Source organism: Hymenobacter crusticola (genome assembly GCF_002154225.1).
In the GTDB taxonomy this organism is placed as follows: Bacteria; Bacteroidota; Bacteroidia; order Cytophagales; family Hymenobacteraceae; genus Hymenobacter; species Hymenobacter crusticola.
The window spans coordinates 37837-54476 of the sequence record NZ_MTSE01000005.1; the positions used below are offsets into that span (position 1 = coordinate 37837).

Here is a 16640-nt window from a genome sequence, read left to right on the forward strand (position 1 = left end):
GTCTCTTTACGGCTACATTGGAAATATTGCTACCGTATCTTGCGCGGCGATGCTGTTTCGTCCTGCTTTTGTTGCACCTACTCGGGGGCGCTTCGCCCCTACTCCCAGCGGCTACCTTCACCTAGGCAACGCCGTCAACTTCGTGCTGACCTGGCTGCTCGTGCGCCGGACGGGCGGTACCTTGCACCTGCGCATCGACGACCTTGATCGTGCCCGACTCCGGCCGGCGTACCTAGCCAACATCTTCCACACGCTCGACTGGCTGGGGCTAGACTACGATACCGGTCCGCGCGACCCCGCGGACTTTGAGCAGCACTACTCACAACGGCACTACCTAGCTTCCTACCAGAACTTGCTCGAACAGCTTCGGCACCAGCCGGGCTTGGTATACGCCTGCACCTGCTCCCGCACCGATGTTCTGGCCCTGGCCCCCGATGGCCGCTACCCCGGCACGTGTCGCCACCGCGGCCTATCGCTCGATACGCCTGGCGCAGCGTGGCGCGTGCACGTACCCGACGAAGCAGTAGTCTCTTTCACCGATGGGTGGCAAGGGCAGGTTATGGTAGCGCTAGGCCAGGCGCTGGGCGACTTTGTAATCCGCAAAAAAGATGGTGCCCCTGCCTACCAGATTGGTTCGGTGGTTGATGACCTGCGGCTCGGCACCACGCTCATCGTGCGCGGGGCCGACTTATTGCCCAGCACTGCCGCCCAACTATGGTTAGCTCAGCACCTGCCCGCTACGGCTGCCTTCAACGCCACGCGTATTCAGTTTCTGCACCATGCGCTGCTCCCCGGCCCCGATGGGCAAAAGCTGTCCAAATCGCAGCAACAGCCCCTGGAGCGCGGCGTGCTCGCCCAGGCCGCGGGTCCGCAGGTTGTGTACCAGGCCGTTGCGCAGTTGCTAGGCTTGCCTCTGGAGGCCAGCAGTTCGCTGGGAGCTTTGCAACAGAGCTGGCTACAAAAAAGCGCGCCAGCAGCTCCGTAGAAACTGCTGGCGCGCTAACTACATATATCAGCGAAGAGGAAGGCTACTCTTTCACGAGGCGAGCCCGCGAGCTGCCCTGCGCCGACGTCATGGTGAACATGTAGATGCCAGAAGCTAGGTTGTCCATGGGCACGGTGGCCGAGCTACTGCCCGATTTTGCGCTGCCCTTCCACACCTGGCGACCTTGCATGTCGCTGAGCTCCAGCGTAGCAGTGCTGCGCAAGGTTTCAAACTCGGCGTTTACGGTGCCGCTAGTCGGTACGGGCCCAACCTTCAGCTCCACCGCGTTTTTCTTGAGGCCGTTGGCCAGAATGGTTCCGTCGTTGATGATGAAGGGGAAGTCAACCGTTACATCGGGAGCCGAATCGGGGTTGCCAGTGTCAATGGTAGGCGTCCAGGCGCCCGAAATGAACTGCAGCGCATTAGCGCCCGGCGTTTGCCGCACCCCGGCAACAGTAACGGGCACGTAGAAGTGCGCGGCACCTCCCGTCACGTTTGACGCCCATTCGACCCAATAAGTACCCGCCGGTAGCGTTAGTGCTGGCGACACAGTAGCGCGTACTTTCCAGATTTTACGCGTGGTAGTGGGCGCGCTAGGGGTCGGATACAGGGTGTTAAAGATGCGATAGGAGCGCGCATCCGTAGAGCCAGCCAAGCGGTTGGTCGTTAGATCGCCAAACACTACTGTGGAGCCAGCTACGGCCGGCGAACCCCGCCAGATGCGGATGTATAGCTGTGTAAAGGGCGAAGGCGTGCTGAGTGCGCCGGTTTGGTAGCCAAAAAAGGAAAGGTCATTGATTGTCCACGATTGACCGGTGGGTACCGTAAAATCATCGGCCAGCGTGATACTACTAGTTTGGTTAGCCGTGTAGCCCGAGTTGGTGTTCGCCTCAGTGGTATTGCCCGTGTTGTTTTGCACTTCGCTCCAAGTGTAGCCAGCAGGAGCAGCTACACCGCTTTTGGTCGTGGCGCCCGTCGTAAAGTTGCCATTGGTATACAGCTGTTGGGCTTGCCCTGCGAAGGGTGCCGCCAGACCGAGTACGAGTAGGATGGGGGTAAAAAGTTTTTTCATAGTAACAGGGTTTTGGTATGGTTCGCTCGTAATGATACTGATAATCACAATACATAGCTATTACCGAACAGAATAAAAAGCTTGTTTTTCTATATAAAATACAAATTTTATGAAAATACTTATAGCGTTAGACACCATCCGCCCAGTGGCCGTCACAAAAGACAGCCACTGAATAGGTTGTGAAGTTGGTGGATTGCAGTTGGCGTTTCTTCAACCTTTGAACGCTGGTAAGACCAGAGCTAGCTTACTCCTTCTGTCTGCAACTGCTTCAGACGGTAACTTTCGTTTTGGAAGGCCGCTTGTTAGAATGCCAAGGCTCGGCGCTAAATTCAGTTGTGTCTGCTAAGCAGCTTTTGATCGGTCATTTGTAAAACAGCCCCTCAAACCGAAAACGCTGCGGCTGCGAATCGGCCTGAACCGAGAACAGCGAGCTTAGTTTTTATTAATCGAGCGGAGCACTCATGTGCTAGAAGGCTCCTAAAAAAAGAGCCGACTACAACCTGTAGTCGGCTCTTTTTGGAAAAGGCGCATTAGAAAAAGCGCAACGCGCTACTCAATCATTAGGCGCTTGCTGATGAGGCCTTGGTTGGTGCGCACCTGCAAACTGTACACGCCGGTGGGCAGTTGGGGCAACACCAGTTCCGCCGCTTGGGGTGCTAGCTTTTGCTCCGACACTACTTGTCCTAGCGAGTTGAGCAGGCTTACCTGCAACGCTTGGTTGGCAAGCTCAGGCGATAGTTGCAGCTGCACGCGGGCGTGCGCCGGGTTGGGGTACACGCTTAGCTGCTGGTTGAGGCGGGAAGAAGTAGCCGCCAGCACCTTAGCGGCCTGTGCCGTTGCAGCGGTGCTGCTCAGGCGTACGCTGGTCGTGTTAGCACCATAATTGGCCGCAGCTAGGTCGAGGGTGCCGTTGCCATCTAAGTCGGATAAGGAGAGGCTGACCGGGCTAGCCCCAACGCTTACTTCCTGGCTGCCGCCGAAGGTACCGGAACCATCATTAAAGCGTATGCTGGCGCTGGCGTTACCCGTGTTGGCCGTAGCTAGGTCGAGGTCACCGTCACCATCCACGTCGTGCAGCACCACTTGGTGCGGACTGCTACCCACCACCACTTGCTGGCTACCGGAGAAGCTGCCGCTGCCACTATTCAGGCGCACGTTTGCTGCATTCAGGGCCGGATTTGCTACTACTACATCCAAATCGCCGTCGCGGTCGAGGTCACCTAAAGCCACCGATTCGGGGTTAAACGCTACCTGTACTTCGGTGCTACCGGAGAAGGTGCCGGTGCCATCGTTCAGGCGCACGCTGGCCGTGGTCGTGTTGGAGTTAGCCGTGACGAAATCTAGGTCGCCGTCGTTATCAACGTCACCAAGCCGTATCAGGCCGGAGCCTTGGGGAGTAGTGATTGTTTCGTCGCTGCCCTCACCGTAGGTACCCGTGCCGTCATTCAGGCGCACGCTCACCACGTTGCCGTTGTAATTGAGGGTCACTAAGTCGAGGTCGCCGAGTGCCACATCGCTGGGTATCGACTGCACCGTGGGGTCGGAGCCGCCCCCGAAGGTACCGGCGCTAGGCGTTGTGGCGGTCGTAAACTGAAAGGCAAAGGACTCGGCCTGGCCTAGGGTGTTGCCCGTGCTACTGCTCTGCGCCGCGGAACTCACGACGGCTTGCACCGTTTCGCCCGGCTGGAAAGGAGTACCGGGCGCAAACGTCAGCGTATTGCCGCTCACCGTTGCCGTACCGGCTTTTTTTCCGCCGGCCAAGAAGCTGTATACCCGTAAGGATTGCAGCGTGGCGGGGGTGGTGTTCAGCGGCTCGTTGAAGGTGGCTACCACGTTCGTTGTGCGTGGCACCGATACGCGGTTGCTCGGTGGCGTCGTGCCCGTGACACTAAACACCTGGGCGCTAACACTGCCGGCTTGTCCTAAAAATACGAGCAAGCCTCCCGCGCATAGCGCACGCGGAATGCTAGGCACTGCCCACAATCGAGGGAGCCGATGGAAGCGTGAAAAGGCTGATCAGGCCCGATTTAAATGAATTTGTTAGTACCTCTTGAACGCCTGCTTATACGGTCAAAGTAAAATTTTATCCCCCTATTATTATATAAACCTTCTCTCTATATTGCCGTCTTGGATTGATGTACAATATTGTGCATCTATTCTGTCACATTTGGCTGAAAACCGCGTTTTTCCGGATTTAGCAAGCAGCTAAACGAACCAAAGCCGACTCAGCAGAGTCGGCTTTGGTTTATGTTTTTATTAAGTAAAAGCTAGGTTGCGTGCTACTGCAATGCACAGGAGAAGTTCTTACTTCTTCAGCTCCTTCTTAAACTCCTCCGCCCAATGGTCGGCGAGGCGCGTGGGCTCGGGGAGCTTGTAGCCGCGCAGGCAGGCCAGGGTGAGGCGAGTGGCCGTGGCTTGGTCGCACAAATGCCCAGGACTGACAAAGAGCGGATTCACTTTGTCTTTGCTGCGAATTACTTCGCCCAGCAGCTCTCCACTCCGGTCGGTGAGGGGTGTAATGCTGCCCCGCGTGATTTCTGGTTCGGTGTAGTTGCCCGTAAGCTTTTGCTTGGCCACACCAAAAGTCGGCTTGTCGAGCAGCACCCCTAGGTGCGCCGCGATGCCCATGCGGCGCGGATGCGCAATCCCGTGCCCATCCACCATAATAATGTCGGGCTTTTGGATGAGCTTTTCGTAGGCTACTAGCAAATTGGGAGCTTCGCGAAATGCCAGAAAGCCTGGCACATAGGGCACCGTAACCGGGCCTGCGCTCCACACCTTTTCCACGAGTTCTAGGGAAGGAAAGCGCAGCAGCACAAACACCGACAAGATGGTATCGGGGGTGGGAAAGGAGGAGTCGCAGCCCGCGATGAAGGCGGGTTCGCGGGGCAAGGCCAGCAGACGCACGCGGGTACGCATGGCTTCCTGCTCGTGGGTAAGCTCGCGCACTACCAGGGGGTCGGCGGGCGGGTGATAGGGACGGTACATGAGAGTGACTGAGTGACTGAGTAGCTGCGTGGGCAGATCCCACGTATTTAGGAAAACGAGCGTTTCACGTGAAAGGATAAGTTTATCCCGCACCGAAGAATATGCTCTCCGTCACTTGGCCATTCAGTTACTCTCTACCATATGAACGAACCTGAGCAGCCGGCCAGCACTGGCGCCGGCCCCCTATTTGAGCGCCGCTATAGCATTGATATTGCCCATCCTCGCCAATCAGCCAAGCAGCTTATGGAAGCCATTCGGTGTAACATCGCCGAATTTTCGCCCGATTTGCTAGCTGAATTTGAGAAAGTAAAAGGCGAAGCTCATCGCCTGGAAGTAGGCGACGAGTTTAAAATCAAGATCCTAGGTCCGTGGAATGGGGGCGTGCGCGTAACGGAGGCCGGCGAAACCTTCTTCGAGTTTGTCACCCTTGAGGGACACCCAGAAGCGGGCCGTATCCGGTTTTCGACGGGCGCCCACCCCGATAAGCCCGGCGTGCTACACTTCGAGATTCACTCGTGGGCGAGTTCCCGCGACGGGCTGGTGGCTTTTCTCTACGATACCGTGGGTGCCGGTCAGCGCGTGCAGGAACAAACGTGGCGCTTGTTCTGCGAGCGAGTGGCCGCCGTGAGTGGCGGACAAGCCCTAGGTCCGGTTACCATTGAAACGCAGAAGCATGAGCCCGACGACAACCACCGTTCCTAGGCCGCCTGCCCTGTGGCAGCAGCAACAGGCTCGCTTGGCTACGTACGCCAAAGCCAACTACAATTTCGACCTCGACCGCATCAACGAATACAATGCGGCCAATGGCTGGCGCCTCGATGACTACGAAACCACGCTGCCCGCCGAGGCCCCCGGGCCACCCGCGCCGCACGGCGCCTGGCAAGCGGCACAGCAAGTACTACGCAACTACACTTTTCCGCCCCCCGACCTCATCACGGGTATATTCACCCCCGATGCGCCCCTGGAAAACCGCACGATGATCTTGCGCGGGCGGTTCCTGCTCTTCACCTTTTGGTTTGGGGTACGCATTGGTAAAGTGACAGATGAGACCCGCGATACGCCCACCGGCCCCGAACAGGTGTGGGGCTATAGCTACAGCACCTTGGAGGGCCACTTTGAGCGTGGCCGTATCGAGTTTACCATTCACAAGCAGCTCACGAGTGGCCAAGTTACGTTTCGCATTCATGCCGTCTCGCAGGTCGGGCGCATCCGCAATCCGTTCTACTGGCTAGGCTTCAAGCTATTTGGGCGCATGCTGCAGCGCCGCTTCGCCCGCGAGTCGTTGCAACGCATGCAAGACCAAGTAGCCGCCGCGCTGAAAGAGGTAGCCACAGGTACAGCATAAGCTTACGCTCTTGTCATCATTGCCGCACAAAAACTTTGCACTGGTATTGACACTGCTGGAGCAGGGCCCGTTCTTTTGGGAGGAAGCCCTCAAAGCCGTACGCTGGAATAGTCAAAAAATGTGGCGCGGCAAAAACTTGATGGAAACCGGCTGGAATACGTACCTCGTTACAACCTGGCCCGACAATCGGATAGAGAAAGCTGAAATTCAGCAGGATAGCTTCCCCCTGTGCACCCTCAGTATGAGCTAAGTTTTGCCGAGCTATATAATAGTCGTCATTATCAGATGCATTCATCTGATTGCGAAAAAGTGTGTTCTGCTGCACCAACCTGAGGGCTGGGCTAGCTAGAAGATCGAGTGGATATACTACTTCCCGGTATTGCAGGGCAAATCTGCCAAATGAATAGAGCGCTACGCCAATAAGGAAGGCAGCTACCAACGGCCGAACCCTCAACGCCATACTTTTCCAACTGCATGCAGATGCCACTGCGAATAGCACTATGAACGGCAGAAAAAAATGTAGGACCCGGCCGTAAAACACGAGCTTGTGCCCCCAGAAGCCTAACGCAGCATATGCCAGGAACGCAGCTAGCACAGCTAGGTACAGAGCATTGCTAGATGATAGCTCAACCTTTGGTACTCGCTTTCGCCTGCGCACCATTTTGTATAAACGGCTTGCTAACCCGTAACCTACTAGCATGAGCAGCAGCACTCCAAGCGCACCTTCAACCTCAAATAAGTACTTGAATAAGAAAGAGAAGCTTTCCTGAAAATCGCCCTGGGTAATGGTGCTAGCTTGAACCGACAACAGCTCCTGACAAGCTTGCAGATACGAAACTCCGGTAAGTAGCGCCAACACTTCAAGAATAGCTAGCATACTTAGGGCCCCTATCCCGAAAAAACAAACGACAACTTTGAAGCTGGGAAACTTGTGATGGGTAGCGCTTAATGCGGAGATAGGCTCTTTCAGGAGTGGGCTTACCATCACTGCCAACAGAATTATTGGAGCGAAAAAATAGCCTGGATAAATAGCCACAGTGAAGGCGGCCCCTACTCCTAACGCCCAGGTTTGCTTTAGCGTTAGTATGCGGCCTTGCTGCTGCGCTCGCACTAGCCAAACCAGTAGCCCCAAGAAGCTGCACAGACCTAGCTCGTAAGGCAAGATATGACGGATATACACGTTGCTATTCACCAGACAAGCATACAGCAATGTGCTCAGCAGAGCCGCTACTTGCGTGGGCAGTAGCATGCGTGCCAAACGGTAGAATAGCAGCAGCGACAACACCGATACCCCGTATGTGAACAGCACCGGAATCAGCAATGACGTGGGATTGTGCGGGCCTGGCCCGCCCACGGTGTACCATATACCTTGCATGGCGGCAGGAAGCAGGCGCAGCAGCGCGTCGCCAGGACGGCCTTGGGTTTGCACCAGATGTGCCCCTACAGCTCGCAGATCACCTTTCGAAAAGCTCTTTATGGCTTCTACCGACTGATAGTAGCGCTCTTCGTCGGGAAAGGCCATGGCCCCGTGCCCCACAAACGACAGCCGCACGCCTAACACCAACGCAATTAGGCCAACTAAGCCGAAGATCCAGCCTTTAGGAGGAAGAGGAGCAACTGTGTTCAAGAACGGGAATCGCTAGGAGCCTAGGTGTAAAAATCAACTTTCTATGTTGTTTGGATTGCACCAACCTTAGTCAAAAAGGATATGAAGGGCAACAGGTTGCGAAACTACTCATTGGCCTACTAGCATGGACGGCACAGGGCCATTTGCTCGTTTGTTTGTCGTTTCATCTATAGCCGTTATCAACTAAAAGCTAAACATTACAATACCACGCTTCAGAGAAGAAGCCACAGCAGCCGAGCAAAAGCTGACCTAGCTTTCAGAAGTGCCTAGGTGGTGCTCAGGTTGGTAGACAAGCTTCCGTGAATTGGGCTTAGCCAGGGTGCGTTTAAGACCCTATTAGCACACGGAAGGTGTAATGCGCCCGTTGCCTTTCATTTGTGCAAACGATTGCATAAATAGTACCTTTGAGCACACAAGCTATTCGAGGTTTGCTTAGCCGGCTTACTTGCAACGATAAGAGCCAGCTACTGCCTTCCACCCTTTCAACTCGCTATTTTCTAGATGCTTTCATCCGAATCCCCTTCTCCTCCTTCTCGTCGAACCTTTATCAAGCAAGCCACGGCGGGGCTAGGTCTGCTCCCCTTTTTGCCACAATTAGAAACTTCAATGCTGCCCTCCGGCCGCGGTACGTATACCAATCCAGTATACGCTAGTCAGTTCCCCGACCCTTTTGTGTTGCAACACCAAGGCGTTTACTACGCCTTCGGCACTACGGGCAATTCGCGGACGAAGGATGGGCGCATCTTCACCTTGCTTTCCTCCAAAGACCTCGTGCATTGGCAGCCGCTTGGAGGTGCCCTCGCCCCACCGAAGGGTGCGGAAGGCGCAGAGTTCTGGGCACCGGAGGTAGTGCACCACAACGGCACTTTCTATATGTATTACTCCCGGGGTGGCGGGGCCATCGGGGCGAGCGTTGGCCACCGGCTGTACGTGGCAACGAGCACCAAACCCGAAGGCCCCTACCAAGAAGTAGGTTTGCTTGACGTACCCGAAAGCAAATTCACCATTGACGCCCACCCGTTTCAGGATACTGATGGAAAATGGTACCTGTTCTATGCCCGCGACTTTATCGACTCCGATAACGGCTACTATCCGGGTACTGGCCTAGCCGTGGACCGGCTCGTGAACATGACCAAGCTCGCGGGAGAAAGCCGCACCGTGATGCGTGCCAAACACGCTTGGACGGTTTTTGAAACCAACCGTACCATGCCCCTCTACGGTAACAAGACCTTCGCGCAGTGGCATACCTTGGAGGGCCCTTTCATGCGGAAGCACAACGGCAAATACTACTGTTTCTACAGCGGCGCCAACTTCCTTACCCCGCGCTACGGCGTAGACTATTGCGTGGCCGATTCGATCCTAGGTCCTTACTCCGACGCTGGAGCGGAGAATGGCGCCCGCGTGCTGCACGCGGTAGCAGGCCACGTGCGTGGCCCCGGTCACCATTCGCACGTGATGGGCCCCGACGGCAAAACTGAGTACCTCGTGTATCATGCCTGGGACAAGAACATGAAGGAGCGTCAGCTGTGTATCGACAAGCTAGCCTGGACGCCGCAAGGCCCCCGCTGCCAAGGCCCCACCTACACGCCGCAGCCCATGCCAAGCTAGGCGATAGCGCGAAGCTCCCGCTTCGCGTATCGTTGAGCGACTGGCACCTAGGTTACTAGGCTAGCTTTATCGTCCAACGACACGCGAAGCGGGAGCTTCATGCTATTACTTACTGGTTCCTTACTGCTTAAGGAAGCTGGCTGACACCCAGTTGTTCTTCGTGCGGTGCGACTGAAACACGAGGCCATGTTTCTGCGCTTCTGCCTCGATCTTGGCTAGGTCTTCCTGGTAGAAGCCGCTGAACAGAATGGGGTGGCCAGCGGGTAGCAAAGCTGCGTACGCGTGCATATCTTCCAGCAATACGTTGCGGTTGATGTTGGCCAGAATGATATCGAAAGGTGCTTCCCCGGCCAGCACTTCCACCCCGCCCAGGCGACATTCGATGTTGGTGCAGTTGTTTTCGGCGGCGTTGTCGGCGGCGTTTTCCACCGTCCAGGGCTCCACATCCACGGCCAGCACTTCGCGGGCACCGAGTTGGGCCGCCATAATAGCTAGGATGCCAGTGCCGCAGCCCATGTCGAGCACACGCTTGCCTTGATGATCGATGGAGAGCTGATTTTCAATCATCAGCGCGGTGGTTTCGTGGTGACCGGTGCCAAACGACATGCGCGGCATTATCACGATATCGTACTCAATGGGCTCCGGCTTGGGATGAAACGGCGCCCGCACCGAAACCCGGTCGGCAATAATGAGGGGCTGAAAGTTCTTCTCCCACTCAGCGTTCCAGTTTTGGCGCGTAATTACACGGTGGTCGTACTCGATTTCGCCGATGCCTTCGTAGCGCGCTATGATTTCGGCCACGTTATCTAGGTTGAAGTCGCCCTCGCCAATGTAGGCGCAGAAGCCTTCGTCGTTGTCTTCAAAGGTATCGTAGCCTACTTCGGCTAGCTCAGCTACCAGTATATCGGCCAGTTCGCGCGGCGCCTGCACCCGCAACTCTACAAAGTCCATGTTGAATTAGTTAGCAATAGAAAAAGCCGCCCATTTGGGAGCGGCAAAGGTATACCGAACCACGGATTCGAACAGATTTTTCGGATTCCACGGATTTTGTAGCTAGCTCCTTTTGATAAACACAAAGCCTGCTCTAGGTGAGCAGGCTTTGTGTTTATTTAGCTACTTATTCAAGCAAGCATTACTTCGAAAAGAGAATCGGCTACAAAATCCGTGGAATCCGAAAAATCCGCCGAATCCGTGGTCCAGGTTCACTGCCGCTGCAAGCCCGCGTAGGAGCGCACCTTCGTGTAGTGGATGGAGAAGTCGGCTTGGCCTCTGTCTTTTGTTACGAACAGCGCGTAGTCGGCAAAATCCCGGGTGGGCGTGAAGTACCAAACGCCGGCTTTATCGGCGAAGAGTTTGCTATCTTCCTTGTATACCAGCACGTCGGCGAAAGCCTGCTCAGGCTCCTCGTAGATTACTGCAAAGCAGTAGCTTTTGCGCCGCGGATCGGTTTCCAGATAAATAGAGCCGAAGATTTTGCTCGCATCAATCGTTCCGAAGGGCGCCGGGGCAGCTAGCTTCGGACTGATCGGAGCGGGAGCGGCGGGGGCAGTAGCCACGCCCAACAAGCTTGCAAGAATAAACGCGTAGAACATGAGCAGTAAGTAAGGGCTTCCGCTTGCGGACAATTTTTCGACCAGCTTTGGTTCAGTAACCGCAGAGGCGGCCTAGGTCCTAAGTATTTGTCCTGCCGAACGCCGTGAGGCCGTTGAGATATGCTCCTTGGGCAACCATACTCAGCGCCTCACAACGTTCAGAAAGACAAAGCACCTTTAAAACGACTTGATAATCTCGGTGAAGTCGCGCGACTTGAGCGAAGCGCCACCAATCAGGCCGCCATCAACGTCGGGCTGAGCGAATAGCTCCTGAGCGTTCTTGGCGTTGGCGGAGCCACCGTACAGGATAGTCGTGTTTTCGGCCGTGGCCGCGTCATAGGTTTTGGCAATCTGCTCGCGGATGAAGGCGTGTACTTCCTGTGCCTGCTGGCTCGTAGCCGTTTTGCCCGTCCCGATGGCCCAGATAGGCTCGTAGGCAATCACCACCTTGGCGAAATCTTCCTGCGAGAGGTGAAACACACCCTCTTGCAGTTGCTTGCTAATGAAGTTAAAAGTCTCGTCGGCTTCGCGGGTTTCTAGGCTTTCGCCCACACAGAAGATCGGCTTCAGGCCAATGGCCAGGGCAGCGTTCAGCTTCTGGCTGAGCAGCTGGTCGTCCTCGCGGAAATGCTCGCGGCGTTCGGAGTGACCAAGGATTACGTACTCCACGCCCACCGATTTCAGCATCTGCGCCGACACTTCTCCGGTGTAAGCACCGCTTTCTTTGTGGTGGTAGTTCTGCGCTCCTAGGTGAAAACGACCGCCTTCCGGCAGCAGCTTAGCCACCGACGTCAGGAACGGGAAGGGCGGGCAGATAACCACCTGCACGTTGGAGTCGGTAACCTCGTCGGCGACCATGTTAGTGATTTCAGAAACCAAAGCCTGGGCATCCTGGAGGGTGGTGTTCATTTTCCAGTTACCGGCAACGATGTGTTGGCGCATAGCGAAAGAAGTGTATTGGGCGAAATGTTGGCGTAAAAGTACGCACACGAATCAGACTCCCGCCGTCATCCGTTTTTGTTGCCGCCAAGCTAGCACGCTACCACCCAATAAGGCCACCACCGCCCCAATCAGGGCGACGCCGGCCAGCTCGGGGTACATGCCGCGCCGTGCTACCCACACGGCTATCAGCGCCCACGTTATCACGCAGCTAAAGGCTACATCGCCAAACGCTTGGCTCACCCACAGGCTCAGCGCCGTGATGACGACCAGCAAACCTAGGGTGAGTACCACTGTCACGTTGGTGGGCGTTTCCCAACCAAGAGCACGCAGGCCAATGGTCACGTTTACGGGTGCGGCCACGGAAATCCAGCCTAAGTACAGGGCAAATGGCAAGCTCGCTAGCCTAGGTGCTACGCCAGCGGCTATGAGCTGCCGCGCCCGCCCATACACAAGAATAAGCGCGGCCAGAATGAGTACCATCAGGACGGCGCACCACGCAATGTGCTCATAGGCAAATATCACCACCCACGCGGCCGTTGCTAGGTTGGCGAGCGTTAGGGGCTTCGCTACAGCATCTGGCAACGGATTCGGGCGCTGAGTGGGTAGCAGCTGCCAAACCGCATAAACGGCCAACGCCAGGAAAATGATGCCCCAAATGCTGAATGCATAGCCCGCCGGCGTGAGCAACGACGGATACTTGCCCGACACGTAGCCCATGCTTTGGCCATTAAAGGGCTGAAGGCGCGACCAATACGTAAGCGCAATGTTGCCGAAAATAGTCAGCGCCGCCACCCAGCGACGCTGGCGAAAGGTAGTTGTGGCAACCGCTGAAGGTTCTGTTGTAAACGTAGTATCCATGGGTTCTTACAACGAATGTGCTTTGTCGGGAGAGCAACCTAGGTCGTCACGCAACAGCCAAAGACAATTGGTTTTTGTCCGTTTGAACCGTCAGGGAGAGCTGCTCAGCGCATCGTTACCGTCAAAGTAATTCTTTTATCAAAAGTCACTCACAGTAGCGATGCGTCGACCGGCTCCGTACGATTGTTTTTCAACTTACTGTCTGCGCAACCTAGGTTATTAGGCAGCAAAGTACTGCTGCACTAGTTCATCTGTTAGTTCGCGGGGCTCGGTTTGCCCGTTTTGCGCCGCTGGAAAAGCATTTCGGCAGAACCCAGCCCGCCGCTGAAAATCGTATAGGGCGTGGCATTGGCCGTTTAGGATGAGCGCGACGGCATTTTCTTCTTCATTCCAAAAGATCTGGGCCGTAACGGGAAGCTGTTTATCGGCTACATCCTCCACGTTGTAAATGTGGAGCGCATCCAAAATTTCCGGGTCCTCGCCGCCTTGGTCGACGGCATAGAAGTAGCCGGTTGCGCCGTCGTCCTCAAACACGGCACCTAGCCCTTCGCGAGTGGGCGGAAAGCTGCCTATCACGGTTTCGGTTTCGTCGGCCGGGGGCTGGCCTACCAAGATTTGTTCTTCGGCACCTAGCTTCATGGTACTAGTATAGATAAAAAAAGAACCGCAACAGTGCGGTTCTTTCTTCTACGACCAAGCCTAGCTTTTCGCTTACACTTTCTCGGCCAGGAAGCGCGCCGTGTGGTTCGTGTCTTTCAGCTTTACCATCTCCTCCGGCGTACCCTCGAACAGCAAATGTCCGCCGTTGATACCGCCTTCCGGACCTAGGTCAATGATCCAGTCGGCGCACTTAATAATGTCCACGTTGTGCTCAATGATCAGCACCGAGTTGCCCTGCTCAATGAGGGCATTCAGTGCTTTCATGAGCTTGTTGATGTCGTGAAAGTGCAGGCCGGTGCTGGGCTCGTCGAAGATGAAGAGAATCTTATCCTGCTGAAGCGTAGCCCCTTTGGTGAGGAAAGAAGCGAGCTTCACGCGTTGCGCTTCCCCACCCGAGAGCGTGTTAGCCGACTGCCCCAAACGGATGTAACCTAGCCCCACATCATCGAGCGGCTTGAGGCGCTCCACAATTTTGGGCTGCTCCTGGAAGAACGTTAGGCTATCGGCAATGGTCATTTCCAGTACCTCGTCAATGCCCTTGTCCTTGTACTTTACTTCCAGAATGTCCTGCTTGAACTTGTGGCCACCGCAGGCTTCGCAGGTCAGGAAAATGTCAGCCATAAACTGCATTTCGATCTTTACCTGTCCTTCGCCCTGGCACACTTCGCAACGGCCCCCGTCGATGTTGAAGGAAAAGTGCGAGGGTTTCAGACCGCGGGCTTTGGCAAGCTGTTGATCGGCAAACAGCGCGCGAATGGCGTCGTAGGCTTTCACGTACGTCACCGGGTTGGAGCGCGACGACTTGCCAATGGGGTTCTGGTCCACGAACTCCACGTGCGACACCTGCCCTTGTACACCCGTGAGGCGGTCAAATTTGCCGGTAGCCTCCCCGGCTCCACCGCCGAGCTGCTTGGCTACGGCCGGCGCCAGAATGCGCTTTACCAGCGTGGACTTGCCCGACCCCGAAACGCCCGTTACTACCGTCATCACGCCCAGCGGAAACTTCACGCTCACGTTCTTTAGGTTGTTTTCGCGGGCACCAGTTACTTCCAACGCGTTGCGCCATGGGCGCCGCGACGTTGGCACTTTTACCTCGGTTTTGCCGCTCAGGTACTGCCCGGTGTACGTTGTTTCGTCTTGCAGAATCTCTTCGTACGTGCCCTGGAACATCAGCCGTCCGCCACCCGAACCCGCTTCCGGGCCGATATCGATGATTTGGTCGGCTTCCTCCATCATCTTTTCCTCGTGCTCCACCACAATCACGGTGTTGCCGAGCTTTTGTAAGGAGCGCAGCACCCCGATCAGCTGCTCCGCATCCTTCGGGTGCAAACCAATGCTAGGTTCGTCCAGAATGTACATGGAGCCTACCAGCGCCGAACCAAGCGACGTGGCTAGCGAAATCCGCTGCGACTCCCCACCCGATAGCGTGCTGCTCAGGCGGTTCAAGGTCAGATAGCCTAGGCCCACGCGGTTTAGATACTCCAGGCGGTTCGTGACTTCCGTCACGAGGCGCTCGGCTACTTTGGCGTCGTGTTCGTCGAGACCTAGGTTTTGAAAGAACTCTAGCGCCTTGCTCACCGGCAGCAGCACCAAATCAGTGATGCTGTGGCCGTCGATCTTGACGTACTGGGCGTCTTTGCGCAGGCGCGAGCCGCGGCAGTCGGGGCAGGTGGTGCGGCCCCGGTAGCGGCTTTGCAGCACGCGGTACTGAATCTTGTGGGTTTGCTCGGCTACCCACTTAAAGTAGTCGTCGAGGCCCTGGAAGTATTTGTTGCCCGTCCACAGCAGACGGCGCTCGGCCTCGCTCAACTCGTTGTAGGGCCGATGAATCGGGAAGTCGAAGCGGATGCCGTTTTTCAGCAGCGGCTTCAGCCACTCGCTTTGTTTATCGGTGCGCCAGGGCGCAATGGCTCCTTCGTACACCGTCAGGCTTTTGTCGGGAATAACGAGGTCTTCGTCAATACCGAGCACCGAGCCGAATCCTTCGCAGGTTTGGCAGGCACCATAGGGGTTATTGAACGAGAAGAAGTTAACGTTCGGCTCCTCGAACACCATCCCGTCCAGCTCGAAGCGGTCGGAGAAGGTGCGCGTTTCCTCATCGAGCTTCACCAGACAGGTGCCGTGGCCTTCAAAAAAAGCAGTCTGCACCGAGTCCGACAGGCGGAACATCAGGTCTTCGTCGCCGGGACGAATCACGGCGCGGTCGATCATGATGTAAAACTCGCCCTTCGGCTCCGGCTTGCCTTCCCCGATCAGGTCTTCGATGAACGACGTTTCGCCATCGACCACCACCCGGGAGTAGCCTTTCTGCAACAACAGATCTAGCTCCTTGCTCATGGGCCGGCCGTCCTCGCTCGGCAGCAGCGGCGCCAAAATCATCGCGCGGGTGCCATCGGGCAATTGAAACAGGTAGTCGACCACATCGGCCACATTGTCTTTGCGCACCTGCTCGCCGCTGATAGGCGAGAATGTACGACCTACCCGCGCAAATAGCAGCTTCAGGTAATCGTAAATCTCGGTGCTGGTCCCGACGGTCGAGCGGTTGTTCTTAATGCTGACCTTCTGCTCGATGGCAATGGCCGGCGAGATACCGCGGATGTAATCGACGTCGGGCTTGTCCATGCGGCCCAGGAACTGGCGCGCGTAGCTGCTCAGGCTCTCCACATACATGCGCTGCCCTTCGGCATACAAGGTGTCAAAAGCCAGGCTCGACTTGCCCGAACCCGACAGGCCCGTGACGACGATAAACTTATTGCGCGGCAGCGCCACGCTGAGATTCTTGAGGTTATGAACCCGCGCGTTTTTGATAAGAATGAACTCGCGTGGGTCTAGCTGGTCAATCGGATCTGCCGCGGGGGCAGCCACTTGTAAAGATTCTTCGGCCATAGAGCAGTAAACAGCCTTCCCCTAGGGTTTGGTTTCCGACAGTAGGAAAGGAGTTTACGAAGGTACAGCTTACCGGC

At 56.1% G+C, this 16640-nt stretch carries 14 protein-coding genes; 4 read left to right on the forward strand and 10 right to left on the reverse strand.

Features of this window, described 5'->3' with window-relative positions; translation table 11 throughout:
- Positions 1–49 precede the first annotated feature (49 nt).
- Positions 50–985 (forward strand): glutamate--tRNA ligase family protein, encoded by a 936-nt coding sequence (locus BXP70_RS11530; protein ID WP_086594234.1) that lies wholly within the window; start codon positions 50–52, stop codon positions 983–985.
- A gap of 43 nt (positions 986–1028) precedes the next feature.
- On the opposite strand, the gene BXP70_RS11535 is transcribed toward BXP70_RS11530, so the two are convergent.
- The 3 genes from BXP70_RS11535 to nfi all read right to left on the reverse strand — a co-directional run bounded on the left by BXP70_RS11535 (position 1029) and on the right by nfi (position 5045).
- Complete coding sequence (locus BXP70_RS11535) at positions 1029–2057, reverse strand: T9SS type A sorting domain-containing protein (RefSeq protein ID WP_143436467.1); 1029 nt, start codon at positions 2055–2057, stop codon at positions 1029–1031.
- A 549-nt stretch (positions 2058–2606) separates the two neighbouring features.
- Entirely contained in the window at positions 2607–3995 is a 1389-nt protein-coding gene (locus tag BXP70_RS11540) for an FG-GAP-like repeat-containing protein (RefSeq protein ID WP_179197667.1), read from the reverse strand.
- Between the two features lie 366 nt (positions 3996–4361).
- Positions 4362–5045, reverse strand: a complete 684-nt coding sequence (gene nfi / locus BXP70_RS11545; RefSeq protein WP_086594237.1) for a deoxyribonuclease V — start codon at positions 5043–5045, stop codon at positions 4362–4364.
- A gap of 141 nt (positions 5046–5186) precedes the next feature.
- On the opposite strand from nfi, the gene BXP70_RS11550 reads away from it, so the two are divergent.
- The gene (locus BXP70_RS11550; protein ID WP_086594238.1) at positions 5187–5747 is read left to right on the forward strand and encodes a DUF1990 family protein; all 561 of its coding nucleotides are present in this window, start codon (positions 5187–5189) and stop codon (positions 5745–5747) included.
- On the forward strand, positions 5719–6390 hold the full coding sequence (locus tag BXP70_RS11555) for a DUF1990 domain-containing protein (protein WP_086594239.1): 672 nt from the start codon (positions 5719–5721) through the stop codon (positions 6388–6390). The genes BXP70_RS11550 and BXP70_RS11555 overlap by 29 nt, the downstream gene beginning before the upstream one ends.
- A 16-nt stretch (positions 6391–6406) precedes the next feature.
- Here the strand turns inward: BXP70_RS11555 and BXP70_RS11560 are convergent, their stop codons facing one another.
- Entirely contained in the window at positions 6407–8017 is a 1611-nt protein-coding gene (locus tag BXP70_RS11560) for a hypothetical protein (protein WP_086594240.1), read from the reverse strand.
- Between the two features lie 501 nt (positions 8018–8518).
- Between BXP70_RS11560 and BXP70_RS11565 the strand changes: the two genes are divergently transcribed.
- Positions 8519–9625, forward strand: a complete 1107-nt coding sequence (locus BXP70_RS11565; protein WP_218779778.1) for a glycoside hydrolase family 43 protein — start codon at positions 8519–8521, stop codon at positions 9623–9625.
- Positions 9626–9745: 120 nt separating this feature from the next.
- Here the strand turns inward: BXP70_RS11565 and prmA are convergent, their stop codons facing one another.
- From prmA to uvrA, 6 genes are all read right to left on the reverse strand, one after another.
- Positions 9746–10576, reverse strand: a complete 831-nt coding sequence (gene prmA / locus BXP70_RS11570) for a 50S ribosomal protein L11 methyltransferase (RefSeq protein WP_086594242.1) — start codon at positions 10574–10576, stop codon at positions 9746–9748.
- Between the two features lie 251 nt (positions 10577–10827).
- Positions 10828–11217 carry a DUF6150 family protein gene (locus tag BXP70_RS11575; protein WP_245849608.1) on the reverse strand — a complete coding sequence of 130 codons (390 nt, stop codon included), beginning with the start codon at positions 11215–11217 and terminating at the stop codon, positions 10828–10830.
- Between the two features lie 177 nt (positions 11218–11394).
- Positions 11395–12159 carry a triose-phosphate isomerase gene (gene tpiA / locus BXP70_RS11580; protein ID WP_086594243.1) on the reverse strand — a complete coding sequence of 255 codons (765 nt, stop codon included), beginning with the start codon at positions 12157–12159 and terminating at the stop codon, positions 11395–11397.
- 51 nt (positions 12160–12210) lie between these two features.
- Positions 12211–13017, reverse strand: a complete 807-nt coding sequence (locus tag BXP70_RS11585) for a tryptophan-rich sensory protein (RefSeq protein WP_086594244.1) — start codon at positions 13015–13017, stop codon at positions 12211–12213.
- Positions 13018–13236: 219 nt separating this feature from the next.
- On the reverse strand, positions 13237–13656 hold the full coding sequence (locus BXP70_RS11590) for a DUF2251 domain-containing protein (RefSeq protein WP_086594245.1): 420 nt from the start codon (positions 13654–13656) through the stop codon (positions 13237–13239).
- Between the two features lie 72 nt (positions 13657–13728).
- On the reverse strand, positions 13729–16563 hold the full coding sequence (gene uvrA, locus BXP70_RS11595) for an excinuclease ABC subunit UvrA (protein ID WP_086594246.1): 2835 nt from the start codon (positions 16561–16563) through the stop codon (positions 13729–13731).
- Positions 16564–16640 lie beyond the last annotated feature (77 nt).